The sequence below is a fragment of the Maribellus sp. YY47 genome, from assembly GCF_023111095.1.
In the GTDB taxonomy this organism is placed as follows: Bacteria; Bacteroidota; Bacteroidia; order Bacteroidales; family Prolixibacteraceae; genus Draconibacterium.
The window spans coordinates 92,947-117,151 of sequence record NZ_JALGYW010000004.1 but is presented as its reverse complement, the minus strand read 5'-3'; the positions used below and the strand labels follow the sequence as shown (position 1 = coordinate 117,151).

At 45.2% G+C, this 24,205-nt stretch carries 21 protein-coding genes; 13 read left to right on the top strand and 8 right to left on the bottom strand.

Going from position 1 to position 24,205, the window contains the following annotated elements:
- Nucleotides 1-11: 11 nt before the first annotated feature.
- On the bottom strand, nt 12-1,373 hold the full coding sequence (locus MR764_RS04540) for an MATE family efflux transporter (protein ID WP_247978210.1): 1,362 nt from the start codon (nt 1,371-1,373) through the stop codon (nt 12-14).
- A 106-nt stretch (nt 1,374-1,479) separates the two neighbouring features.
- Between MR764_RS04540 and MR764_RS04535 the strand changes: the two genes are divergently transcribed.
- The 3 genes from MR764_RS04535 to MR764_RS04525 are packed head-to-tail and all read left to right on the top strand — an operon-like array spanning nt 1,480 to nt 4,000.
- Nucleotides 1,480-1,986, top strand: a complete 507-nt coding sequence (locus MR764_RS04535; RefSeq protein WP_247978209.1) for a HEAT repeat domain-containing protein — start codon at nt 1,480-1,482, stop codon at nt 1,984-1,986.
- 12 nt (nt 1,987-1,998) lie between these two features.
- Nucleotides 1,999-2,973, top strand: a complete 975-nt coding sequence (locus MR764_RS04530) for a type IX secretion system membrane protein PorP/SprF (protein WP_247978208.1) — start codon at nt 1,999-2,001, stop codon at nt 2,971-2,973.
- Nucleotides 2,974-3,019: 46 nt separating this feature from the next.
- Nucleotides 3,020-4,000 (top strand): type IX secretion system membrane protein PorP/SprF, encoded by a 981-nt coding sequence (locus tag MR764_RS04525; protein ID WP_247978207.1) that lies wholly within the window; start codon nt 3,020-3,022, stop codon nt 3,998-4,000.
- Nucleotides 4,001-4,257: 257 nt separating this feature from the next.
- Here MR764_RS04525 and MR764_RS04520 read toward each other — a convergent pair whose 3' ends face one another.
- Genes MR764_RS04520 through MR764_RS04510 form a run of 3 tightly spaced genes read right to left on the bottom strand, consistent with a single transcriptional unit; the run spans nt 4,258 to nt 8,235 of the window.
- Complete coding sequence (locus tag MR764_RS04520) at nt 4,258-6,504, bottom strand: PKD domain-containing protein (protein ID WP_247978206.1); 2,247 nt, start codon at nt 6,502-6,504, stop codon at nt 4,258-4,260.
- Between the two features lie 12 nt (nt 6,505-6,516).
- Entirely contained in the window at nt 6,517-7,506 is a 990-nt protein-coding gene (locus tag MR764_RS04515; protein WP_247978205.1) for a dihydroorotate dehydrogenase-like protein, read from the bottom strand.
- Nucleotides 7,507-7,560: 54 nt separating this feature from the next.
- Complete coding sequence (locus tag MR764_RS04510) at nt 7,561-8,235, bottom strand: YggS family pyridoxal phosphate-dependent enzyme (RefSeq protein WP_247978204.1); 675 nt, start codon at nt 8,233-8,235, stop codon at nt 7,561-7,563.
- Between the two features lie 196 nt (nt 8,236-8,431).
- On the opposite strand from MR764_RS04510, the gene MR764_RS04505 reads away from it, so the two are divergent.
- Both MR764_RS04505 and MR764_RS04500 read left to right on the top strand, forming a co-directional pair.
- The gene (locus MR764_RS04505) at nt 8,432-9,442 is read left to right on the top strand and encodes an aminodeoxychorismate synthase component I (protein WP_247978203.1); all 1,011 of its coding nucleotides are present in this window, start codon (nt 8,432-8,434) and stop codon (nt 9,440-9,442) included.
- Entirely contained in the window at nt 9,423-10,025 is a 603-nt protein-coding gene (locus tag MR764_RS04500) for an aminotransferase class IV (RefSeq protein WP_247978202.1), read from the top strand. The genes MR764_RS04505 and MR764_RS04500 overlap by 20 nt, the downstream gene beginning before the upstream one ends.
- 158 nt (nt 10,026-10,183) lie before the next feature.
- Here the strand turns inward: MR764_RS04500 and MR764_RS04495 are convergent, their stop codons facing one another.
- The 3 genes from MR764_RS04495 to MR764_RS04485 all read right to left on the bottom strand — a co-directional run bounded on the left by MR764_RS04495 (nt 10,184) and on the right by MR764_RS04485 (nt 12,130).
- Nucleotides 10,184-10,426, bottom strand: coding sequence for a hypothetical protein (locus tag MR764_RS04495; protein ID WP_247978201.1), 243 nt, complete (start codon nt 10,424-10,426; stop codon nt 10,184-10,186).
- Entirely contained in the window at nt 10,423-10,677 is a 255-nt protein-coding gene (locus MR764_RS04490; RefSeq protein WP_247978200.1) for a hypothetical protein, read from the bottom strand. The genes MR764_RS04495 and MR764_RS04490 overlap by 4 nt, the downstream gene beginning before the upstream one ends.
- Nucleotides 10,678-10,867: 190 nt before the next feature.
- Nucleotides 10,868-12,130: an AbiH family protein gene (locus tag MR764_RS04485; RefSeq protein WP_247978199.1), complete on the bottom strand. Its 1,263-nt coding sequence runs from the start codon at nt 12,128-12,130 to the stop codon at nt 10,868-10,870.
- Between the two features lie 1,124 nt (nt 12,131-13,254).
- On the opposite strand from MR764_RS04485, the gene MR764_RS04480 reads away from it, so the two are divergent.
- From MR764_RS04480 to gnd, 8 genes are all read left to right on the top strand, one after another.
- A complete protein-coding gene (locus tag MR764_RS04480) occupies nt 13,255-14,316 on the top strand; it encodes a LacI family DNA-binding transcriptional regulator (protein ID WP_348773070.1) in 1,062 nt (353 codons plus the stop codon).
- Nucleotides 14,317-14,328: 12 nt separating this feature from the next.
- Complete coding sequence (locus MR764_RS04475) at nt 14,329-15,180, top strand: SDR family oxidoreductase (protein ID WP_247978197.1); 852 nt, start codon at nt 14,329-14,331, stop codon at nt 15,178-15,180.
- A 136-nt stretch (nt 15,181-15,316) separates the two neighbouring features.
- A complete protein-coding gene (gene uxuA / locus MR764_RS04470) occupies nt 15,317-16,540 on the top strand; it encodes a mannonate dehydratase (protein WP_247978196.1) in 1,224 nt (407 codons plus the stop codon).
- Nucleotides 16,541-16,627: 87 nt separating this feature from the next.
- Nucleotides 16,628-17,707, top strand: coding sequence for a sugar kinase (locus MR764_RS04465; RefSeq protein WP_119439985.1), 1,080 nt, complete (start codon nt 16,628-16,630; stop codon nt 17,705-17,707).
- Nucleotides 17,708-17,829: 122 nt separating this feature from the next.
- A complete protein-coding gene (locus MR764_RS04460; protein ID WP_247978195.1) occupies nt 17,830-19,116 on the top strand; it encodes a lactate racemase domain-containing protein in 1,287 nt (428 codons plus the stop codon).
- Nucleotides 19,117-19,388: 272 nt separating this feature from the next.
- Nucleotides 19,389-20,396 (top strand): Gfo/Idh/MocA family oxidoreductase, encoded by a 1,008-nt coding sequence (locus tag MR764_RS04455; protein WP_247978194.1) that lies wholly within the window; start codon nt 19,389-19,391, stop codon nt 20,394-20,396.
- Between the two features lie 63 nt (nt 20,397-20,459).
- Nucleotides 20,460-21,590: a 4-phosphoerythronate dehydrogenase PdxB gene (gene pdxB / locus MR764_RS04450; RefSeq protein ID WP_247978193.1), complete on the top strand. Its 1,131-nt coding sequence runs from the start codon at nt 20,460-20,462 to the stop codon at nt 21,588-21,590.
- 90 nt (nt 21,591-21,680) lie between these two features.
- Nucleotides 21,681-23,135 (top strand): decarboxylating NADP(+)-dependent phosphogluconate dehydrogenase, encoded by a 1,455-nt coding sequence (gene gnd, locus MR764_RS04445; RefSeq protein WP_247978192.1) that lies wholly within the window; start codon nt 21,681-21,683, stop codon nt 23,133-23,135.
- A gap of 168 nt (nt 23,136-23,303) precedes the next feature.
- On the opposite strand, the gene MR764_RS04440 is transcribed toward gnd, so the two are convergent.
- On the bottom strand, nt 23,304-23,771 hold the full coding sequence (locus MR764_RS04440) for a hypothetical protein (protein ID WP_247978191.1): 468 nt from the start codon (nt 23,769-23,771) through the stop codon (nt 23,304-23,306).
- Between the last annotated feature and the right edge of the window lie 434 nt (nt 23,772-24,205).

The following is a 24,205-nucleotide window of genomic DNA, read 5'->3' as shown; positions in this document are numbered from 1 at the left end:
CTGTTCCGTGACTATTCTGCTGTATTCTTTTCAATCTCGGGCAAACGCTTCCATTCGCGGTAGAGCAGAAATGCGACAACAATAGCTGCCAGGATGTCGGAGATCGGAAAACTCATCCAAATGCCGTCGATTTTAAAGAATCCGGGCATTATAAACAGCAGCGGAAGCAAGGCAAATAATTGCCGGAACAATGTTGCAAACATCGACAGACCGGCTTTGCCGATGGCCTGAAAAAAGTTGGAAGCCACTACCTGGTAACCGACAAAAGGAAAGGCCATTACAAAAATACGCAATCCGCGGGAGGCTATTTCATACAAGGTTTGGCTGTCGTTGTTAAACACCCGGATGATCAATCCCGGGAAAAGCTCAATAAAAACAAATGCTCCGGTAGAAATAAGTGTTGCAGCGATGAGCGAAATGCGCAAAGCATCTTTGATTCGCTCCACAGATTTGGCGCCGTAATTAAATCCGATGATCGGCTGCGATGCCATATTTAAAGCCACAATGGCCATTACCACCAACGAAACAACCGAGTTGATAATTCCCATGGCTCCCACTGCCAAGTCGCCACCAAAACCAATCAGCTGTTTATTCAGCAATCCCTGCACAAAACTACTGGCAATTTGCATCGAAAATGGCGCCATTCCGATGGCAATGATCTCCCAGACGATCCGCCAGTCAATCCCCAGGTTTTTCAGGCGAAGTTTGATGATCGCCCGCTTACTCCACAGAAAATGAAAAAGAACCCACGCCATTAAAACAAACATGGAAATAACTGTTGCATAAGCAGCTCCTTTCACTCCCATACCGAGGCCGAAAATAAAGATCGGATCCAGAATCAGATTGGTAACAGAGCTCAGCAACATCGAGATCATTGCAATCCGCGCATTTCCTTCTGACCTGATCACGTTGTTGAGTGAAAAACCAACGATCATAAAAATAGTTCCGGCCACCACAATGTCGAGGTAATCGTTGGCATACTGAAAAGTTTCCTGCGTAGAACCAAATGACAGGAGAATAGGAACTTTAAAAATATACGTTACGACAGTGAATAAAACCGATACAATTATCATCAGTACAAAACCGGTCCCTAGTGTCTGTTCGGCACGATCCATTTGCTTTCGTCCCATATTAATGGAAACATAAACGCCTGTTCCGATTCCGATCAACATTCCGAATCCCATCATCACAAGCATAATCGGAAAAATGACCGAAACACCTGAAAGCGCCTCAGCTCCCACTCCCTGTCCGATAAAAATACGGTCGACAATATTGTGCAGTGCATTCACAAATACACCCACAAAAGCCGGAATGAAATATTTCAGCATTAACCGGCCAACACTAGCCTCTCTTAATTCTTCAATATTATTCATGAATCGACCAAAGGTATGAATAATGGAAAACATTTAAGAATGGGCTTTGTTTTGGCTTATTTAATAACGTATTTTTACAGCCGTACAACAGATAAAAAGCACAAGAATGAAAACGCAAAAGATAGATACAGCAACGCGGGATAAACTGTTTTCGGCCAATACCGAAATTGTTTTGGCTACCGTTGAGTCACTTCGCGAAAAAGGAAACAAAGAGTATCTTCCCATGCTTTTTGATATACTGATTTCTGCGCCGGAAGCCGAAGTGCAAGTTGCCATATTAAAGTTACTGGGAACCGTTAAAGACAAGGAAACCATCCCCGTTTTCATCGATGTTCTTCAGAATGAAAAATACAAAAGCATCAGAAAGGAAATTACCACTACCTGCTGGCAAAACGGATTGGATTTCAGTTTGCATATGGGTATTTTTGTCGACCTGGTGATTACCGAAAGCTGGGAGGTGGCTTTTGAAGCATTTACGGTGATCGAAAACCTGGAGCATTTTCCACCGGAAGAAGAACACAAAGCGATCCAATTGAAAATTGCCGGTGCACTAAAAACCGCCGACGAAAAGAAACAATATTTCCTGGAAGAGATTTTACGAATGCCATCCTAAAAACAAGCCTACTTGAGGAGTGTTTCAAAAATAGGGGTTTTGTTACTGTTTGCATCGGCAAGCATGTTTTCGCATGCCCAGGATGAAAGCCATGTTGTTCCGCTATGGAATCCGGTGATCGCCAACCCGGGATTCGCCGGATTCGATAAGACCACATCGTTGCGAACCGGCAACCATTATTACCAGCTTAACGATTCGCTTACCTATAACCTGTTTTATGCAACCTACGACACCTACTCGGAAAAACTAAAGGGCGGAATAGCCTTCTCTTTTCAACAGGGATTGATTGGCAGCAGAAATATCAATACCACCGAAGCAGGGTTCAGCTACACCAGGTTCCCCAAAAAAACAAAAAACGGCAACATTCGTTTTTCAGCGGGTGCCAATATACTGCTGGCCACTAAACAATGGTGGGTGCAAACACTCGACCAGACCTTAGTCGAACCCGGTTTGGAGCCCAACCTCCCCGGCAGGGAATTTATGCGTTATGTGTTGTTCAAACCGCAAATGGGTTTCCTGTGGGACTCAGAAGCTGTTACTTTGGGTATGACCGTAACCGTTCCGCTAAAAATGGAAATGGCAAGCGATTCCCTGGAAACGGCAGATCATCCGGCAGGTTTTGTTTTGTACCTCTCGAGAAAGAACGAAGGTTATAAAAACGGGCTCCGGTCGAAACCGTATGTGCTCATACCCGAACTGATTGTTTCGTACCATGCTGATTTTTTTGTGAGCCGCTTCAAACTGGTTGCCCAACATACTTCGCATACCCTGGGTGCATTTATTCAAAACGACTTTACCAACAACATGCATGCACTGGGTGCAACCATTGGCTACGCCAGCAACTATACCCGAATTGACCTGAGCGCAGGAACCGGAATACCGGGAATTTCAGACGAAATCGGCTTTTGTGTTGATCTTGCCCTGCGCGTTACCATTCCTGAAATGGATTACTCCCGAATTAATCCGTGGGCAGTGAAAAGAAAGTAGAAATGATTTTGTATTTTGGCCGCACTAACAACTTAACAGGGATCGAATGAACCTTGGCAGACTGGCGTATATTCTTTTCTTTTTCCCCATTGTACTCTTTGCTCAAGACCCGGGGTATTCTCAGTTTTTTGCCAATCCCCTTCACCTGAATCCTGCTTTTGCCGGAACGTCTGAACTTCCGCGGGCCGTAGTAAATTATCGCAATCAGTGGCCGCAGAATGGCAGTTCCTACACCAACTATTCGGTATCGTACGACCGCCTGACCAAAAACCTGAAGTCGGGAATTGGTTTTCAGCTTTATTACGACCGCGAGCCCAATAATATTATCAATACAACCTCAGCCAATGCGGCTTACTCCCATCATCTTCAATTGGGAAAAGAAACTTTTATGACCCTCGGATTACGGGCTGGATTTATTTTTAAACAATTTGATATCGGGCAACTGGTTTTCCCCTCCAACATCGATCAAATTTCAGGAGTGATTACCGGAAGTGCACCCATAACCGTTTCGAACGACCGGAAGATTTTTCCCGATTTTGCATTTGGAACCGTAGGACAATACCGCCAGGTATTCTGGGGAGCCAGTGTCGACCACCTGAATCAACCCAACGAATCGATCATTGAAGGAGACCAAAAAGGCAGGCTTCCTTTAAAAATAACCGTTCATATGGGCAGCCGTACCCGCGAATATCATCATGGCTTACTCTCGCGCGAATTCAAACTCTCGCCCAATATACTTTATCAGCAGCAGGGCAGCTTTAAACAACTCAACCTGGGAATTTATATGATCGAAAAATCATTGGTTTTCGGGGGGTGGCTCAGACACAACCTGGATAAACGCCCCGATGCCTTGATTGCATTAATAGGATTTGCCCGCGAGAAATTCCAGTTTGGCTACAGCTTCGATTACACCCTTTCAAAATTATCGAATTACAGCTACGGTTCTCACGAAATATCACTGACTTTTTTTATGAATGTTGAAAGAAAAAGAATCATCCAAAACAAGTTGCTGATACCGATGATTTAATGCGTGACTGTTTTGCATTCATCATGTTTCATCTCCCATGGTACAACAAAATGTTGTTCCATCATCTCTAATTTCTTCCTCACAATCTTCACCCGGTACCCTTTAAATACCTGATATTTCCTGTCAGCCAAATCATTTTCGGTCCATTCCGTTTTATTCATATTACCCACCTAAATAGAGTAATACAAGTTACGAAAACCAGGGGGCAAATAAAATGTTAGAGAGAAGGTTGTATGTTAACTTTTCGAAAAAAATGCTCAATACAATAAGGTTACATTTCCTTGCTGAGTGTGCTTTTCTGACTTAACATCGACATAGTGAAGCAACCAGGTGTAAACGCCTGCAGGCGCATCATTTCCGTTGCTCATTTTCCCGTCCCAACCTACCGAAGAGCTGTTCGATTCGAAGATCATTTCGCCCCAGCGATTGTACACCATCAGTTGATAACCTTCCTCTACAATTCCTTTTCCGTAAATCCGGAATTCGCGGTCTTCTGCAAGGATTGCATTCGGAGAAAAGGCATTGGGCGGAAAAAAACGGTCAAAATCAATCCCAACGATATGCTCTGCGGTATCCCTGCATCCAAAATCGTTGACGGCTTCGAGACGCACATTAAAATCGCCGATATCGTTGTACTTGTGTATGGGATTTTCTTCCTCCGAAACCAAAGTGGTGTCACCAAAATCCCAGAGATAAGAATCCGCAGCCTCGCTGTTGTTGTAAAAACTTATTCCGGGAGAGGTGATCAGCACAACTTCCGGAACTGCATCAAATGCCGCCCGGGGAACCGGATAAGTAGTAATCAGCTCCTCCATCATTTCATAATTGCGGCACCCGTTATTCGCGATCACCGTTAAATCCACATCAAATCGGCGAACGGTATCCGAAGTATTCACAAAGGCATGTACCGGCTTCTGCTCCAGCGATCCGGTACCATCGCCAAAATTCCACGCATACGATTCAGTTGTCTCAACAGCAGTTGCTCTCAATTGAATTGAATGTGGTGAACATCCCAAGGAATCTTCCACTTCTACCGTATTTTTCGGAGCTACCGTCACCGGAACCGCTGAGGAATCGACACAGCCCAGCTCGTTGACTTTTAGTCCGACCGAACGATCCTTTAATTGAAATCCGAGCGGTATTTCAAGCTCCGTCAAATCCGTTTCCGAAGCATACTCTTCACCGTTATAATACCAGGTAAACAAGGCTTCTTCCACCGTTGTTCCCTGAAACGACAATTGAAGGTTGTAACCTCCACAACTTGTTTCGTCGAGTTCAAACTTTGCTTCGGGCTGGTTATGAAATCCCACTCGTATAGTATCGGTATATTCACATCCCGATTCTGCAATCATATTCAGCTGAAAAAGATAAATTCCGAATTCAGGAACGGTAATCGTTGGCGCATAAGTATCCTGATTAGTAACCGTTACCCGCGAATCAAGCGGCGAGAGTAAAATATCGGGATGGCCGTTGGTAAAGGCGATTTTATACAACTGCGACAACTGTCCGCAAATAAAAGTATCCACCTGGTTGTAATCGAGTTGCGGATAAATATTGTCCTTGACATCCACAAAAGCAGTGGCTGAAAGCTTTAATACGGGATCGTTGGGCGTTCCTCCGTATTCCACCACATAACCCTGCGCCCGGTAGTACTGAGAGCTCGGCCCACCACCGGCATTCGGCAAATCGTTCCACGATTTCTGAATGGTACCGGGATTTGAATTAATGTGTGCATAATCTTCGTCGCCCTGATTATTGGGTTCTCCACTGTTCCAGAACGAGTAACTGTTATTTACAGAAGAACCATTGGGGTAATTTCCCTGCCAGAAATGCGTACCGGCTTCCGGCCCGGTTACCCACATCCATTTTCCTTCTTCGGCTTCATCGGAGGCGCCGATCCACCCAACACCGTCAATTTTTGTCCAGATAAAATCGTTTTCTGCACTGGATGTTATGGTCGCCAAATATCCTTTTAATCCGTAATAATCATCATTGGCAGCTAAATCACGGGCTTCTTTCCAGGTGACATCCAGCTGGGGAATATAGCGGTAAAAATGTCCCGAATCAGCTGTAAGCGGCAAATAATCGGCATCACGCAAACTAATGGAAAAGGAACGAATGCCACCGGTAGGATTCGAAGACAGGTTTCGGTAATACACCTTACGGGCAGCCTCTTCATAGGCCTGATCTGATCCCACACCCGTAATCTCCAAAGTTCCGGTGTTGGTATCCCATTTATACCTGAAGCTTCCTACCTTCTCATATTCCAGAACATCCTGACCTTTAATATAATTGGAAATGGAAATCTTAATCCCTTCCGTATCTTCATTTACCTGTACATTTTCAATGGTCATGGAAGGGGCTACGGCAATCGGATTCGCACAATATAACCTGACACCGGAGGAGTTTTCAAATACCGGCGGCGCAGAGTTTTGCCCCAAAACAAAACCGGCCATCCCCATAAAAATGACCAATGGTAAGAGGAAAGCCGGTTTTGAAATCATTGTATTTTCGGATTATTTCTTGTTCGAGAAGTATTTCATAAACTGCGAACGTTCGTACATCAGCGGATCCGGAATATTTTTGTACGACAACCGGCCCCTGAAATCTTCGATGGTTTTAAAGTTCCATTTTTTCATAAAAGCAGTGATATCATCCACCATTTTCGGAACGACGCCCGAGCCGTTTACATACAGCGACGAACAAATCTGCGCCACTTTGGCTCCGGCCAGCAATTGTTTGATCACCGCATCGCCATCGTGAATACCGGTGGAGGCTGCAATATCGAGCTTACTAACCGCCGACGAAACAATGCCCACCCAGCGCAGACTCCGGCGAATATCGGCCGGCGAACTGAACACTTCCGAAGCGGTAAGTTCCAGTGTATCTAGGTTAATGTCCGGTTCATAAAAACGGTTAAACATTACAATCCCTGCAGCGCCGTTGGCTTTCAGTTTATCGGCCATACCGATGATGTTGCTGTGATGCAAGCCAAATTTTACTGACACCGGAATCGATACTTCCTGTTTCACCTTGTTCAGCACATCGATGTACAATTGTTCCACCATCCCGGGTTTCTCGTTGCGATCGGTAGGCAGGTAAAAAATATTCAGTTCGATGGCATCAGCGCCGGCTTCCTGAAAATCTTTGGCAAAACTGGTCCACTCGGCCGAGCTTACACAGTTAATGCTGGCAATAATTGGCACATCCACCGCTTCTTTGGCTTTTTTTACCAGTTCGAGGTGTTTGGTAACCGTGTTGTCGCGCAGGTAATTTTTAATGTAATCTTCCGCTTCGGGATAAGAAGTGTTCTGCTGATCTTTACTCAGCATATTGGTCACTTCGTTATTGATCTGCTCCTCGAAGATCGATTTCAGCACAATAGCGCCAATACCGGCTTCGGCCAGTTCTTTAATTTTTTCAACTGAACTCGTTAAACCCGAGCTGGCTGCCACAATCGGATTTTTCAATTTTAATCCGAGGTATGTAGTTTCAAAATTTGCCATAAATAGTTTAAAATTAATTGTTCAGAGTTCAAAGATAAACTCCTATTTGATTTTTTAATGCTGATAATTTCTTTCTCCAAAAATTTTACTTCCAACCCGGATCATCGTGCTTCCTTCCTCCATCGCGATCGGATAATCGTCCGACATCCCCATCGAAATCTCGCGGAATGAACCGGAAGTCGCAAAATATCTATTTTTCAGCGCAGAAAAAATATTGTGCAACACACGGAACTCTTTTCTGATCTGATTTTCATCATCGGTATAAGTTGCCATTCCCATCACGCCGGCAATTTCAACGTTTTCAAGCGCCTGAACTTCACCCGAATCGAGCATTTCCATTGCTTCCTCTTCCGACAGGCCAAATTTGGTGCTTTCTTCGGCAATATGAAACTGCAGAAGGCACCGGATGGTCCGCTTGTTTTTGGCTGCCTCCTTGTTGATTGTTTTAAGTAGTTTCAGCGAATCAACGCCATGAATCAGGCTTACAAAGGGCGCCATATATTTTACTTTGTTACTCTGCAAATGCCCGATAAAATGCCATTCAATATCTTTGGGTAGCTCCTCGTACTTTTGAGCCAGCTCCTGTACTTTGTTCTCGCCAAAAACACGCTGTCCGGCTTCGTAGGCCTCCAGAATAGCAGCGTTGGGTTTGGTTTTCGAAACAGCCACCAGTTGCACTCCGGCCGGTAATCCTTTTTTTATTTCCAGTAAATTTTTTGCAATCTCCATCCTTCCGGCAATTTGGGGTAAAAATAGCAATAATGCGCCGAATCGCCGACGATCGGAGAAAGGAATTTGAGATAAGGGGCAAGCTTCAAGCCACGAGCCTCTAGCTGCAGGCTTTAAGCATCGTGTTCGAGCTTCTGACTCATGTTCCGTGCCCGATGCTCCGTGCAACACAACACCTTACAAAATATACCCAGATGTGAAATCCCGTAAGCTTTTTTATCTTTGCGCCCGCAAGATGGACATCAGGGAGGAAATAGGACAGAAAATGAATGCTTTGGGAAGCAAGGGCGAAGCCTTTGTTTTTCTGATCGACTTTGACCAAAAGGAAGCCATCATTCTGCCGCCCGGCGACGACTCGCAGCTGCTTTGGCAGGCGGGATCAAAAGCCAATTTCACCCCGCAAAAGCCAGGTGCCCGTATCGAAAAATGGAAAACACATCCCATTTCTTTTGAGGCCTACCAAAAAGGATTCGACCTGGTGCAGCACCACATTCATAACGGCGATACCTATTTGCTGAATTACACCCAACCCACGTCCATCGAATGCAACCTTTCGCTCGAAGAGATCTTCCACCTGAGTTCGGCCCGCTACAAGCTGATGCTAAAAGACCGCTTTGTGTGCTTTTCGCCCGAAACGTTTGTACAGATCAACGACGGAACCATCGCCTCGTTCCCGATGAAGGGAACCATCGACGCCAACAGCAGCAATGCGCAGGAAGAGCTGTTGAACGATACCAAAGAACTGGCCGAGCACAACACCATTGTCGATCTGATACGCAACGACCTGAGCCTGGTCGCCGAAAACGTAAGCGTGGAAAAATTCCGGTACCTCGACCGTATCCAAACCCGTCAGCGCGACTTGTGGCAGGTAAGCTCAAAAATTACCGGCCGGCTTCCGGAGGATTATGCCCCACACATTGGCGATATCCTTTTTACGCTGCTGCCTGCGGGATCGGTTTCGGGAGCGCCCAAAAAGAAAACCGTGGAGGTAATCCACGCCGCCGAGAACTACCAACGGGGTTTCTATACCGGCATTTTTGGCTACTTCGACGGCCGCAACCTCGACAGCTGTGTACTGATCCGTTACATCGAAAACATGGACGGGCAACTGGTGTACAAAAGCGGAGGAGGAATTACATTTATGAGCGACGCAAAAAAAGAATACGAAGAACTTTTAAACAAAGTGTATGTCCCAATTATTGATTGAAACCATCCGTTGCATCAACGGAGAACTCCATAACCTCTCTTACCACCAAAGCCGTTTTAACCTGGTCCGGAAAAACTTTCTGGGTTGTACCGATACCGTTGTACTCAAAGAGCACATTCAGGTGCCCGAAGAGTGCCAAAACGGATTGTTTAAATGCCGCGTGCTGTATTCGGCACAAATCGAAAAAATCGAGTTTCTGCCACACGAATACCGGACGATTCAAAGTCTGCAAGTGATAAAAGAAGAGGCCATCGACTATGGCTATAAATTTGCCGACCGCGAAAACCTAGGTGAACTATTTACCCAGAAAGGCGACTGCGATGACATCGTGATCGTAAAAAACAACTGCATTACCGACAGTTACACCGCCAACCTGGTGTTTTTCGACGGCAGCGAATGGTGGACACCCGACACTCCCCTTTTGCCCGGAACCCAGCGCGCCCGACTCCTTTCAGATGGAAAGATTAAAGTGTGCCGCATTACCCTCGACGATCTGGACAAATACACCAAAGCAGGCTTGATTAACGCCATGCAGGACCTCGAAAATATGCCGGTGATAACAGTGGAGAATATCCGGAGATAAGCCTAGTAAAGGTAAACCCGTCAGATGACGGTTGGTACATGTGTCGGAGCGGATTTCGGAGAGTGTCAATGTCCAAAGTACCTGGACGGTCATGAAAGGAGCAGAGACAACGCACCCTCCTCGCCCATCGTACATTTACAAAATCCTTTTTTTCCTTATTAACGAAGTATATTCAACCATATTGGTAAAAAGATTGCGAGCATAATCCCCACCGATACCTGCCAGTAATAATTGGTTACAAATAATCCGGTTATTAAAAGTAAAGCATCATCCGAATTTGATTCAATTCGCCCATTAGTTGATGATCCTGCGTATTTTATTTCAATACCTTCATGATCAAAAAGACTCCACTTGGTATTCCAAACATTATCATATTTCCAGTTGACTGACTTGTCCATCATCGATTGGTCGCTTTGGTCATCCAGTTACCGTAGGTTATTCTCCCAATCACTTTGCCTTCCTTATTATCGACAATTTCTGTGTTTTGCTTAAAAAAGCCTTTTGTTCTGAACGTGTATTTTTTGCCAAATAATTCTCCGATAGCCGATTGTGAAAAGGTTTTATCTTTTAACATTCCTACAATTTGCCCATCAGAATAGATGGAGTAAGTACTTGAGAAAAATTGCTTTTTCCATTTTAGGTTTTTCTTCATTGTATCAGATTTTATTTGTGTTCGTTTAATGATTAGCTTTTAGAACTCATTTGTTTCCGTTTGGTTTTCATCAAAATAGAGTAAAACGATGCGTACATGCTGCTGAATCTAGAAGTCTCGGGGCGCAACTGGTGTACCACTAAGCCAGCAATGCAATATGGCATGGTGTTAGCTTTTCATAGCCTTTTTATCATTTTGATGGAGCTAAATCATGAAGAGTTTTTAGTCCTAAAGATTGTGTCTTTTTAGAGATAATACTTCTCATTTTTACTTTATCATCCATAATTCTAGCAATATTATAAATTGTATCATTAAATGTGTCTTCACCTTTTCTCCCACCTTCCTCGAAGGAGTGATAAAAAACTTTTATGTTCTTACAATTTTTATGTTCAAATATTTGATTTAGAAGAGTCTTGTCACTTAATCCACAAGAATGTCCAACTACGTATACTTGAAACTCAGTATCTTCAATAAACCCAAGAAGATTGTTGTATTTGTGATTTTGAAGGTATCCAAAAGATTTAAATCCTTTTAACCATTCATCCTCACCCAGTTTTTCAATCATTTTGTAATGCTCGTCCAACTCGTCTCCATAACCAAAAACCATTTCATCGACTAAGGTGCCATGGATATTAATTACATCCCAGTCAAAACCATTTACTGCCAGCATATTGTCTGTAAAATTTGGTTCGGTGTAGTTAAAATTTAGAAATAGCACTTTACTTATTTCTTTACCTTTCCAATTCCCATTCTGAGGAAAATCATCTTCTTCTGGATTTTGAAATGCTATTCTCAAATTTGCACGTTTAGTTACATTTTGTATTATATATTTTTCTTGTTCTTTTTTCAAGTACTCTCGCAATAACTCCCGGATAACGTTTAAGTCAGCATTTAACCTCTTAACCATTGAAAGGACATTCTCGTTTTGTTTCCTGTCATTGCCTATAATTTTATAAAGGTCAATTAAACGGGAATAATATATCTTCTCAATATCGACCCACCCTAGATTTAAACTTTTATAGATTAGGCTAAAGAATGTTGATTTAATTTTGAAGTTAACTTTTACAAGATTATTAACTCTTGGTTTAAAATCTTCAAAAAAGTCAAAGATATTCTCAAGATTATAACTAGGTAATGGGGTAGGTTTATAAGAATCCGTATAGGATATTTCAATCAGCTCATCTGAGTAGTAACTATTAATGAAAAAGCTATTTATTGAATAAGTGAGATAATCTTTGACAAAGTCGCTGTATCTCGTTTTCAACCCATGCAATAAATCAAAACCATTCCCAATTAGGATTAATCTATTGAAACCTGTTTTTTTTTCTGTTTTCATAATTACCTCTAAGTAAAAACATTCTTTACCATTTAACTTTAAGTAGTTAATGTCTTCTTCTTTTCCTATGAATGCTAACAATAACTCCCCTTCCGGAAATAGGATAAGCTTTTGCAAATGGTAATTGCAGTAAATCAATACTGGTATTCCTTTTATGCAGAAGTGAAATTTTTGTCGGGAGCCAGATCATCGTTGGCGGTTTAATTTTCGTTTTTCCGAAGATAACAAGAAAAACAAACGTCACCGTTATTTAACATCACAATTTTACAAACACAGGTTGATTACCAGTGCTTTTACTGATGTGTTGCGGGTTTCGGGTACTCAGAAAGACTACTTTACCCGGAAAATAAAGATAATTTCCTTATCCAGAGTCATTCCGGACTATACAGGAGGAGTAATTTCCTTGTCCGGAAGGATTATGGAACAGTCCCGAAACATAATATCCTGCGTCTGCACCACGCCGGAACAGTCCGCCGTTATGATTTCCCTGTGCCTGAGGAACCGTTCTCAAAAAAAGAATGGTTCCTTAATTCCAGGCTTGCCTCCCGGGAACTAACACTAAGCGGTTCTGAACCACGAAGCGCATAATCTCACGCTGATGTTTCTTAGGGAGGTCACTCCTCTTCTTTAATCCGGTGACCATCCAACGATCTTTGTTGCCTATCTGCAACAATTTTTCGATCCCCAGCATGTTTTCGGGTCGCCCTGCAACATTTTTCAACGCCCTGTGTTTTTTTTTGCGTTCCTGTAGCTATTTTTCGAATTCCTGTAGTTTTTTGTGGCGTCCTGTAACACTTTCTGTCGCCCTGTTGCATTTTTTTTTAAATCCTGTTACAATTTTTCCCGTCCTGTTCTACAGGAAGAGGCAAAAACGCAACAGGGAAGGCCAACAGCTTACAAGAGGGCTTGCTGACCAACTGGGCGAATTAAAACCTTACAGGACACACCATTTTACCTACTTACATGCTTAAAAGCATCCAACCCTTGTCTCCTGCGTTGATCTGAACAAAGTGCTTAGCGGTTTGGAACCACTTAGCACATAATACCAAGCAGCACCTTGCCCCAAAATAATTATCTTTACACACAAGCCCCCAAAACAAGCATTTCCTCCTTCATTTAACACATTTGGCAAATTGCACATATTTTCTCCGTGTACGAACACGACAAATGGAATTTTTCTTTAGTTTTGCATTCATCCTGACAAACAGATCAGACTAAAAAAACGTATAAAATAAACTGCTATCGAATCAAATAAGCAAATACGAATCAAAGATATCGCAGCCCGGGCAAGGGTTTCGATAGGCACCGTCGACCGCGTGCTCCACAACCGGGGCGAAGTAGCCGAGTCGACACGGAAAAAAATCCTCGAAATTGTGGAGGAGCTGAATTACCAGCCCAACATCCTGGCCAGTACCCTGGCATCGAAGAAATCGGCTGTGTTTGCCACTTTAATGCCTCAGCCGCTGTCGGAAGATGCATACTGGAGCAAACCATCAAAGGGCGCACAAAAGCGAATTGCCGAATTGCGGCAGTACGGACTTCAGATGCAGCCTTTTATGTTTAACCAGGGCGACTCCAAAAGTTTTGAAAAAGAAGCCCAACGGATACTCGAACTGCAGCCCGACGGTGTGGCATTAGCGCCTTTTTTCAAAAAAGAAGCGCTGCGTTTTATCGATCAGCTGAAGGAACTGAACATTCCCTTTGTGTTTATCGACTCCGAAATACGGGATGCCGGCCAGCTGAGCTACATCGGGCAGGATTCGTACCAAAGCGGACTGGTATCGGGCAAACTGCTCGATATGATCTTACCCGATGGGAACATCCTGGTGATCCACTTTGCCCGCGAAATGGACAACCAGAACCACCTTATCCAGCGCGAAAAGGCTTTTTACGACTGGTTCTCGCAACAAACCGGATCACCTCACCAGCTTTTTACTACCGATGTGGCCGATACCGACGATCCGGCATGGGAAGACAAAATCACCGACAAAATACGTTCGAACGGCATTAAAGGAATTTTTGTGACCAACTCGAAGGTTTTCAATGTGGGTAGCCTGCTGGAAAAAAAGGGAATCAACGACATTAAAGTGATCGGGCACGACCTGCTTAAAGAGAACGTCAGTTACCTGAAAAAAGGACTGGTGCATTTCTTGATTTGCCAACGTCCCGAGGAACAGGGTTACGAAGCCATCAACAAACTGTTCAGAAGCGTGGTGCAGAAACGAACCATCGAAGAAAAAAACTACACGTCGATCGATATCATTACCAAAGAAAACGTTGACTATTACAAAGAATTCAAATAAACCGAAAAGAATATGAATCCACTATCATTTAACGATTTACAGGGAAAAGTTTGTGTTATTACCGGGGGCGCCGGTGTTTTGGGAAGCGCCATGGTTAAAGCCATCGCTTCGGTGGGCACAAAAATCGCCATTGCCGACATTAACAAGGAAGTAGCTGATAAGGTAGCAGCTGAAATTGCAGCCGAATCGGGAGCACAGGTTATTGGCGTTGAAGCCAACGTACTCGACAAGGCTTCGCTTGAGAAAGCCAAAGCCGAGATCAACGATAAACTGGGCGAGATCGATATCCTGATCAACGGAGCCGGTGGCAACAGTCCGCAGGCCACCACCAAAGTAGAGCAGTTACTGGAAGAAAACATTGACAACCTGGAAGACAGTTTCTACGGTTTGGAAATGGAAGGTTTCGACAAGGTTTTTGCACTGAATTTCAAAGGCACGCTACTGCCAACCATGGTTTTCACAACCGATATGCTCAAAAACCGCAAAGGCGTGGTGCTAAACGTGTCGTCGATGAATTCTTACAAACCGCTGACTAAAATTCCGGCCTATTCGGCAGCCAAAGCTTCGATCAACAATTTCACCGAATGGCTCGCTGTTCACCTGGCCAAAGTGGGTATCCGGGTAAACGCCATCGCTCCGGGATTCTTTATCACACACCAGAACCGTTTCCTGGTTACCGATGAAAAAACAGGTGGCTACTCGCCGCGCGGACAAAAAATTGTGGACAATACACCGATGGGGAAATTCGGAGAACCCGAAGACCTGCAGGGAGCAACCTTGTTCCTGATCTCGGATATTTCCAACTTCATCACGGGTATCGTTATCCCGGTTGACGGCGGATACAGCGCTTTTGGCGGAGTATAAATCCTACTTGTAATCAGTAAAAACCAAAACATAAAAGAAGTCGGAGCGCTGCTCCGGCTTTTTAAAACAAAAGCTTCGTTAACGCTAACGATCTACCAAAAATCAAAAATAGTAATCGAAAAAAAGGATTGAAAGAATGTCATTGGAACAAACATGGAGATGGTACGGGCCTTCTGACCCGGTAACTTTGCAGGACATCAGGCAGGCAGGCGCAACAGGCATTGTAACGGCTCTGCACGAGATTCCAAACGGAGAAGTTTGGAGCGTGGAAGCGCTGGAAGAAAGAAAACGTTTTATTGAATGGGACGACAGCAGCACCCCTGCCCGCCCGCGGGGACTCACCTGGTCGGTGATCGAAAGCATTCCCGTTCATGAAGATATTAAACAGGCCCGCCCCGATCGCGACAGGCTGATCGAAAACTACATCGAAAGTATCCGAAACGCAGGAAAAGTGGGGATACCGGTGCTTTGCTACAATTTTATGCCGGTGGTTGACTGGACACGCACCAACCTCCACATGGAACTGGAAGACGGTGCCCGCGCATTGTGTTTCGACATGGTGGACTTTGTGGCGTTTGATGTGTTTATCCTCCGCAGAAAGGGAGCCGAAGAAGCCTACAGTGCTGAACTGCTGAAAAAAGCACAGCGCCGCTTCGAGAGTATGAACAGTGAACAGCGTTACGAACTGGAAAAAACCATTATTGCCGGGTTGCCGGGAGCGGAAGAATCGTACACGCTGGAACAGTTTCAGGCGAAACTCGACGAGTACAAAAACATCGATGATACTACCTACCGCGAAAACCTGAAGTATTTTTTGGAAAGAGTGGCTCCGGTTGCCGAAGAGAGCGGCGTTAAACTGGCTATTCACCCCGACGATCCGCCATTCTCGTTGTTTGGGTTGCCACGGGTGGTCAGTACCGAAAAAGACCTGGAATTCATTTTGAATATTTACGACAGTGTTTACAACGGATTTACCATGTGCACCGGTTCGTACGGTGTGCGTGCCGACAACGACCTGGTGGGCATGGTAAAACGCCACGGCGCTAAACTAAACTTCGCCCACCTTCGCAGTACCCAACGCGATGAATTGAACGGCTTTCACGAAGCCAGCCACCTGCAAGGTGATGTGGATATGTACGGCGTGATGCTCGCCATTTTGAAAGAACAGCGCAAACGCCAGGCAGTGTACCGTCCCGATTACCGTATTCCGATGCGTGCCGACCACGGTCATACCATCCTCGACGACCTCAAGAAAAAAACCAATCCGGGTTACTCGGCTATTGGTCTTTTACGCGGAATGGCCGAACTTCGCGGCTTGGAAATGGGTATAAAAAGAAGCGGAGCGGTTTTCAGCGAATAAAATTTTTCGGAGTTTCCGAAGTAAAAAAGTATAAACCTATGAAGCCGGTCGGGCTGCAATGCCTGGCCGGTTAATAAAACAAAAAATATGAGTATCCAACTAAAACAAAACTGTAAATACGCCATGTTGGTGCCTACCAGCATGGGTACGCGCATCACTCCCGAAAACGGGCAACCTGTTCACAGCAGCGACAAGTTTACCTTGTTCGCTACCAGCGCCGAAACCAACGTAGCCAGTATCGCTTCGTACCTCGGCATGCCCGTGAAAGTACTCACCACTTTTGTAAAGGGAAGTCCGATTGCCCAATTCATCAAAAGCAATTTGCGGTCGAGAAACATGGATTACGAAGGTCCGGAAGTTCCGCAGGGCGACCCGTGGGGTTACCGTCACCAGATCAACATTGCCGACAGTGGTTACGGTTTGCGCGGTCCGCGTGTGTTTAACGACCGTGCCGGAGAAGTGGGAAGAACCTTGAATGCAAAAGATTTTGACCTGGAACGTATTTTTGGTGAAGAAGGCGTGCAGATTGTTCACCTATCGGGATTGATCGGTGCGTTGTCGCCCGAAACGACACAGTTTTGCCTCGAAGTGGCCCGCGCAGCCAAAAAACACGGCAGCCGCATTTCTTTCGACCTGAATCACCGGGCGTCTTTCTGGAAAGGCCGCGAAGAACAACTGCGCAAGGATTTCACAGAAATCGCTTCGGTTTCGGATATTCTGATCGGTAACGAAGAAGACTTTCAGTTGTGTTTTGGCATTGAAGGACCGGAAGCGGGAGGCGAAGGTTTGAATGCGAAGATTGACGGTTTTAAAGGTTTGATCAACCGCGTGAAGGAGACTTTTCCGAATGCATCGGTTTTTGCCACCACCCTGCGCGAGGTGATCAGCGTAAACGAGCACCTGTGGGGCGCCATTATGCTCGAAGGCGAGAACTGGCATGTGGTTGAACCCCGTCCGATAAAAGTACTCGACCGCATCGGTGGCGGCGATGGTTTTGTAGGTGGAATGCTCTACGGAATCCTCAAACAATGGGAAGCCGAAAAGTGGGCGCAGTTTGGCTGGGCAACCGGTGCACTGGCCACTACCTTCCTCACCGACTATGCACAACCCGCCGACGAAGAGCAGGTTTGGAGCATCTGGGGCGGAAATGCGAGGGTAAAGAGATAGAGGCCCCTCCCGACCTCCCCAAAGGGGAGGAGTTTGGGAAAACGAATATGATTAGCCCCGGGCTTTAGTCCGGGGAATGTGAAACACTAGTAAAACGGGCTTTAGCCCTTAATTTCAACGAAATGATATTCTACGAAAAAGGCTCAACCGAAACATCGCTGTTGAGGGAAGATCTGAAAAAAGGCTTATTTGAAGCCCTCGATAAAATGGGTGCCAAACAAAAGGTGTTGGCAATCCCGCCCGACTATACCCGTCTGCCATCGAAAGCGGGCGATCTGACCGAATTCGCCTGGGAGTATTTCGGGGAAAAACTGACCGACGTGCTTCCGGCCCTGGGTACGCACACACCGATGACCATGGAGCAGATCAGCCATATGTTTGGCAAATTGCCCACCGATCTGATCCGTGCCCACGACTGGCGCAACGATGTGATCACGCTGGGAACTGTTCCTGCCGAATACATCAAGGAAGTGTCGGAAGGTGCCGTGGAATACACCTGGCCGGCGCAGGTAAACAAGCTGCTGGTGGAAGGAAATTTCGACCTGATCCTTTCCATTGGTCAGGTAGTACCCCACGAAGTGGTGGGAATGGCCAACTACAACAAAAATATTTTTGTGGGAACAGGCGGTGCCGAAGGGATCAACAAAAGCCACTATATTGGCGCTGCTTACGGAATGGAAAAGATGATGGGACGTGCCGACACGCCTGTTCGGAAAGTATTTAACTATGCTTCCGAGAATTTCTCCAATCATTTACCGATTGTTTATGTGCAAACTGTGGTGGGCCTGAACAAACAGGGCAAACTACAAACCTACGGTCTGTTTATCGGTGACGATTTTGAGGTGTTTGACAAAGCCGCCAAACTCTCGCTCGAAGTGAATTTTGAAATGCTCGATAAACCGATCAAAAAAGCAGTGGTGTGGCTCGATCCTACAGAATTCAAAAGCACCTGGCTTGGCAACAAAAGTATTTACCGTACCCGCATGGCCTTGGCCGATGACGGAGAACTGATCGTACTGGCTCCGGCGTTAAAGGAATTTGGAGAAGACAAGCAGATCGATAAACTGATTCGCAAATACGGGTATTTCGGGACACCGCACACCCTGCAACTGGTAAAAGATAACGAAGACCTGCAGAATAACCTCGGTGCTGCTGCCCACCTGATCCACGGATCATCGGAGGGACGTTTCAGCATTACCTATTGTCCGGGGCAAGGTCCGGAGAATCTGACCAAAGAAGAAATTGAAAGTGTGGGTTTTAACTGGGCCGACTTTGATGAAATGACAGCTAAATACGATCCGAATAAACTGAAAGATGGTTACAATACCATGCCCGACGGCGAAGAAGTGTTTTACATTTCCAACCCCGCCATTGGTTTGTGGGCATTCAGGGATAGATTTGAGTACTAGATATTGAATGCTGGATGCTGGGAATCGGTCCCTGATTACCAGGAATTGGACACTGAATACCGGTTTTCAAGCACTGAATACCGGGAATTGGTCATTGATTACCGGAAGTCGCTCACTGATTATCGGGAATTGAAAACCAAAGGCTGGTTACAAGACGCTGATTACCGGATATCAGATAGCGAATTATACGAAACAAATACTGAAAACTGAGACTGTGACTGAAAACTAAAATCCGTCACAGATGCATAAATAACTAAAACACTGGATACCCATTGAAAGATAAATCGCAACATACGATCCGCTGGGGAATTATCGGAGTTGGAAATGTAACCGAAGTAAAAAGCGGGCCTGCCTTTTACAAGGTGCCCAACTCGCAGCTGGTGGCCGTGATGCGCCGCAATGCCGAAAAAGCTGCCGATTATGCACGGCGCCACCATACTCCCAAATGGTACTCCGATGCTTCGGAGCTCATCAACGATCCCGACGTGGATGCGGTGTACATTGCTACCCCACCCGATTCGCACGCTTCGTATGCCATTGAAGCAATGCGTGCCGGAAAACCGGTGTATGTGGAAAAACCCATGGCGCGCCATTATTCTGAATGTCAGGAAATGCTAAAAGTTTCAAAAGAAACCGAAATGCCCATTTGGGTGGCGTACTACCGTAGAACACTGCCTGCCTTTCTGAAAGCAAAAGAGTTGATTGAATCGGGTGTTATTGGAAAGCCGCTGATGGTAAACATTAAGCTCTACAAGGAAGCCGGAGAAAGAGGGAAAAAGCCGGATGAAATGAGTTGGCATGTGTATCCGGAGATTGCGGGTGCCGGACATTTTTTTGATTTGGCATCGCATCAGCTGGATTTCCTCGATTTTGTGCTGGGGAAGATCACCGAAGTAAAGGGAAATGCTGCAAATTTAGCGGGACTCTATCCTGCTGAAGATACGGTTTCAGGAACATGGAAACACGAATCGGGCGTTATCGGAACCGGAAGCTGGTGTTTTGTGGTTGATAAAAATTCTGTTGCAGATTATATCCAATTTGTGGGAGAAAAAGGTGAAATTTGTTTGCCTTGTTTTTTGCATGGTAAAATGAAAGTAATAACAGCGAACGGAACAGAAGAACTGGAATTTGAAAATCCAAAACACATTTCGCAGAACCTAGTACAACAGGTAACCGAAGAATTACTGGGAAAAGGGAAATCTCCAAGTACCGGAGAATCGGCTGCGCGAACCAGTTGGGTGTTGGATGAACTGGTGAAGGAGTATTACAAGTCGCAGTAATCAGTCTCAGTATTCAGTTCTGTTCTAAAAAAAACCAACGACAAAGAGCCAATATCAAAAAGAATGAAAATCATCATCGACAATAAAATACCGTACATAAAAGGCGCTCTGGAACCTTATGCCGAAGTCGTTTACCTGCCGGGCAACAAAACCACCGCGGAAGTAGTAAAAGATGCTGATGCGATCATTACCCGCACCCGCACGATTTGCAACCGCGACCTGCTCGAAGGGTCGAAAGTAAAATTTATCGCCACCGCCACCATTGGCTTCGATCATATCGATACCGATTATTGCAGATCGGCCGGCATACAATGGACCAACGCTCCGGGTTGCAACGCAGAAAGTGTGAATCAGTATATTGCTTCGGCGCTTGTTTCCTGGTCGATGCGCAAACGAATTGACCTCGCAGGACTGACCATTGGAATTGTGGGAGTTGGAAACGTTGGCTCCAGGGTGGCTAAAACCTGCGAGATACTGGGCATGAAAGTTCTGTTGAACGATCCGCCTCGCGAAAGAATGGAGGGGCCGGAGAAGTTTGTTTCGCTGGAAGAGATCCAGCAGGAAGCCGATATTATCACTTTTCATGTTCCGCTCAATTTAAACGGCCAAGACAAAACGTATCACTTGGGTAGTGAAACCTTCTTTCAGCATTTAGGAAAAACACCGTTGGTCATTAATTCCTGTCGCGGAGAGGTGATTGACACCGAAGCTGTTTACGATGCACTTGAGGCGCAGGACATTCAGGCTTACATTGCCGATTGCTGGGAAGATGAGCCCGACATCAACCTGGACCTGCTCAATCAAACCGAGTTTGGGACACCACACATTGCCGGTTATTCAAAAGACGGAAAAGCCAACGGTACTCAAATGAGCGTGCAGGCAATCAGCCGCTTTTTTAACCTGGGTATCGACGACTGGCAAGCTTCGGGAGTGGAAGAACCTGCGCATCCCATTATTGAAATCGACGGTAATCAGCGACGCGAATATTCAATTTTGGCAGAGGCGATTCTTTCCACTTACGATATTGAAACCGATGATGAAGCGTTAAAAGACGCACCTCATCTGTTTGAAAAACTCAGAGGCAATTACCCCGTGCGTCGGGAGTTTGGTTCGTACACGGTGAAGGCTAAGAATATGGAGGAAAAGACTTTGGAAAAATTACGATTGTTGGGATTTAAAACCACAAGAGATTGATTGAAACTGATTGTGATTGATTGTTATTTTCCAAAACAATTAGTCACAATCAATTACGATAAGTATCAATAAATTACAATAGAATACAATATGAAAAAATTAGCAGACATTGGTTTGATAGGGTTGGCCGTAATGGGCGAAAACCTGGTATTGAACATGGAAAGCAAAGGTTTTACGGTAGCCGTTTTTAACCGTACAGTAGAAAAAGTAGATCATTTTATGAACGGTCGTGGTGCCGGAAAGAAATTTATCGGTACACATTCCATCGAAGATTTGTGTGCATCACTCGAACGTCCGCGTAAAGTGATGATGCTGGTAAAAGCCGGTGCTCCTGTGGACGATTTCATCGATATGCTGATTCCTCACCTGGAACCGGGCGACATTATCATTGATGGTGGAAATTCACATTTTCCTGATACCATCCGTCGTACCAAATACGTGGAAAGCAAAGGTCTGTTGTACATCGGAACCGGTGTGTCGGGTGGCGAAGAAGGTGCACTGTTAGGCCCTTCCATGATGCCGGGCGGATCGCCTGCTGCATGGCCCCATGTAAAAGAAATTTTCCAGGCAGTGGCTGCAAAAGTGGAAGATGGTTCACCTTGCTGCGACTGGGTAGGTGAAGGCGGTGCCGGCCACTTTGTAAAAATGGTGCACAACGGAATCGAATACGGCGACATGCAGATCATCAACGAAGCCTACCACATGATGAAAGAATTGCTAGGTATGAGCAACGATGAAATGTACGAGGTTTTCAAAAAATGGAACACCGAAGAGCTCGACAGTTACCTGATCGAGATTACACGTGACATATTGGGATACAAAGATGAAAACGGCGAAGAAACCGTTGATTTCATCCTGGATACTGCCGGACAAAAAGGTACCGGAAAATGGACCGGAGTATCGGCACTCGATCTGGGTATTCCGTTGACTTTGATTGGCGAATCGGTGTTTGCGCGTTGTTTGTCAGCACAAAAAGACCTTCGTGTACAGGCATCGAAAGTAATTTCGGGTCCTGAAGCTGACTTCAAAGGCGACAAAGCTCAGCTGATCGACGATCTGAAAATGGCGTTATACGGTGCGAAGATCATTTCGTACGCACAAGGTTACAACCTGATGATGGAAGCGGCTGCAGAATACGGATGGAACCTGAACTACGGAGGTATTGCGCTGATGTGGAGAGGCGGCTGTATCATTCGTTCGGCCTTCCTGGGCGACATCAAAAAAGCGTTTGACAACAACCCGGAACTTCCGAACCTGCTGCTCGATCCTTTCTTCAAAGAAAAAGTGGAAGCAGCTCAGGCCGGCTGGCGCAGGGTTTGTGCCACAGCGCTTGAAAATGGCATTCCGGTTCCGGCGCTTACTTCAGCATTGTGTTATTTCGATGGTTTCCGCAGCGAACGTTTACCTGCCAACTTATTGCAGGCACAGCGCGACTATTTCGGTGCACACACTTACGAACGCACCGACAAACCGCGGGGTGAATTCTACCACACCAACTGGACAGGTCGTGGCGGCGATACAGCCTCGTCTACCTACAACGTTTAAGCGTAAATTAATAACAACTATAACTGAGAACCGGTCTTTTAACAGAGGCCGGTTCTTTTGTTTATGCTACGATGCGCTTAGCGGTTGGAACCGCTTAGCGTATACTTCCAAGTAAGCCTTCTCCCTGCCAGGTAAGAAACAACATAAAACTGCTAAGCGATCAACACCTTATTCATACAATTTCCTGAACAACTCTTCATCAACCAAAGTATTTGACTGACGCAGAAAGTCATCAAAATCAAGTTCGATAATTTCATTTGTCAGCGACATTTGTACCAATCGGCCATCCCTCAATCCGGCATAATCGCGAAAAGAAGAGAATTCCCAATCCTCTAATCGCGGCACCAAGCCTGCGACTATTGGGTTCTGATGAATATAAAGAAAACAGGCGGTTGCATAATCTGTTTTTCGACAGGAAGAATGAGATGAGCCGTTAAACGTGTCATGTAATGTCGCTTCATTCAGGTTTTTAGCTTTGGTATTGTGCGAAAATAGTTTTCCTCGCCTGTTTTGCTGTTTATTAATTGCCTGAGCATAATTGCTCAATAGAGCCCCTAAATTTTTCGAAAGTACCTGAGAAGGAATCTGATTCTCTTTTGCCGCATTTTTGCAACTAGCATCGGTTGCTTGAATCAAAAAATGAAAATGATTGGGCATTAACACCCATGCCAGAATATTGCAATAAGGAAAGATAAGCTTCCGGGTCTTTGTTAAGAAGTAGAGATAGTTTTCCCGGGTATAAAAAACGGTATCGTTAGATCGGTTGCAAATATGATAAAGCGCGTCGGGTTCGAAATGCATTTTTCTTTTAAAGATAAGTAATTTAGCACTTATCTTCTGTTCTTTGTGGCAATGGATTCGCAGATCATCCCTTAATACGTTTAGCATATACTTTACAGCAAGTCCGCTCTCTGTCTGGTAAAACAGTGGGGAACTCTCTTAATATGCGCTAAGCAGTTGGGAACTGCTAAGCGCCGTTGCAGATCGTTAACAAACAGGCGAATGCGCTTAGCGGTTAGAACCGCTTAGCGTATACTCTGCGAAAGACCATACTTTTTATACTCCAGCCA

Coding starts and splice junctions, on each gene's coding strand:
- MR764_RS04540 (WP_247978210.1), bottom strand. CDS start 1,373: ATGAATAATATTGAAGAATTAAGAGAGGCTAGTGTTGGCCGGTTAATG.
- MR764_RS04535 (WP_247978209.1), top strand. CDS start 1,480: ATGAAAACGCAAAAGATAGATACAGCAACGCGGGATAAACTGTTTTCG.
- MR764_RS04525 (WP_247978207.1), top strand. CDS start 3,020: ATGAACCTTGGCAGACTGGCGTATATTCTTTTCTTTTTCCCCATTGTA.
- MR764_RS04520 (WP_247978206.1), bottom strand. CDS start 6,504: ATGATTTCAAAACCGGCTTTCCTCTTACCATTGGTCATTTTTATGGGG.
- MR764_RS04515 (WP_247978205.1), bottom strand. CDS start 7,506: ATGGCAAATTTTGAAACTACATACCTCGGATTAAAATTGAAAAATCCG.
- MR764_RS04510 (WP_247978204.1), bottom strand. CDS start 8,235: ATGGAGATTGCAAAAAATTTACTGGAAATAAAAAAAGGATTACCGGCC.
- MR764_RS04500 (WP_247978202.1), top strand. CDS start 9,423: ATGTCCCAATTATTGATTGAAACCATCCGTTGCATCAACGGAGAACTC.
- MR764_RS04495 (WP_247978201.1), bottom strand. CDS start 10,426: ATGATGGACAAGTCAGTCAACTGGAAATATGATAATGTTTGGAATACC.
- MR764_RS04490 (WP_247978200.1), bottom strand. CDS start 10,677: ATGAAGAAAAACCTAAAATGGAAAAAGCAATTTTTCTCAAGTACTTAC.
- MR764_RS04475 (WP_247978197.1), top strand. CDS start 14,329: ATGAATCCACTATCATTTAACGATTTACAGGGAAAAGTTTGTGTTATT.
- uxuA (WP_247978196.1), top strand. CDS start 15,317: ATGTCATTGGAACAAACATGGAGATGGTACGGGCCTTCTGACCCGGTA.
- MR764_RS04465 (WP_119439985.1), top strand. CDS start 16,628: ATGAGTATCCAACTAAAACAAAACTGTAAATACGCCATGTTGGTGCCT.
- MR764_RS04460 (WP_247978195.1), top strand. CDS start 17,830: ATGATATTCTACGAAAAAGGCTCAACCGAAACATCGCTGTTGAGGGAA.
- pdxB (WP_247978193.1), top strand. CDS start 20,460: ATGAAAATCATCATCGACAATAAAATACCGTACATAAAAGGCGCTCTG.
- gnd (WP_247978192.1), top strand. CDS start 21,681: ATGAAAAAATTAGCAGACATTGGTTTGATAGGGTTGGCCGTAATGGGC.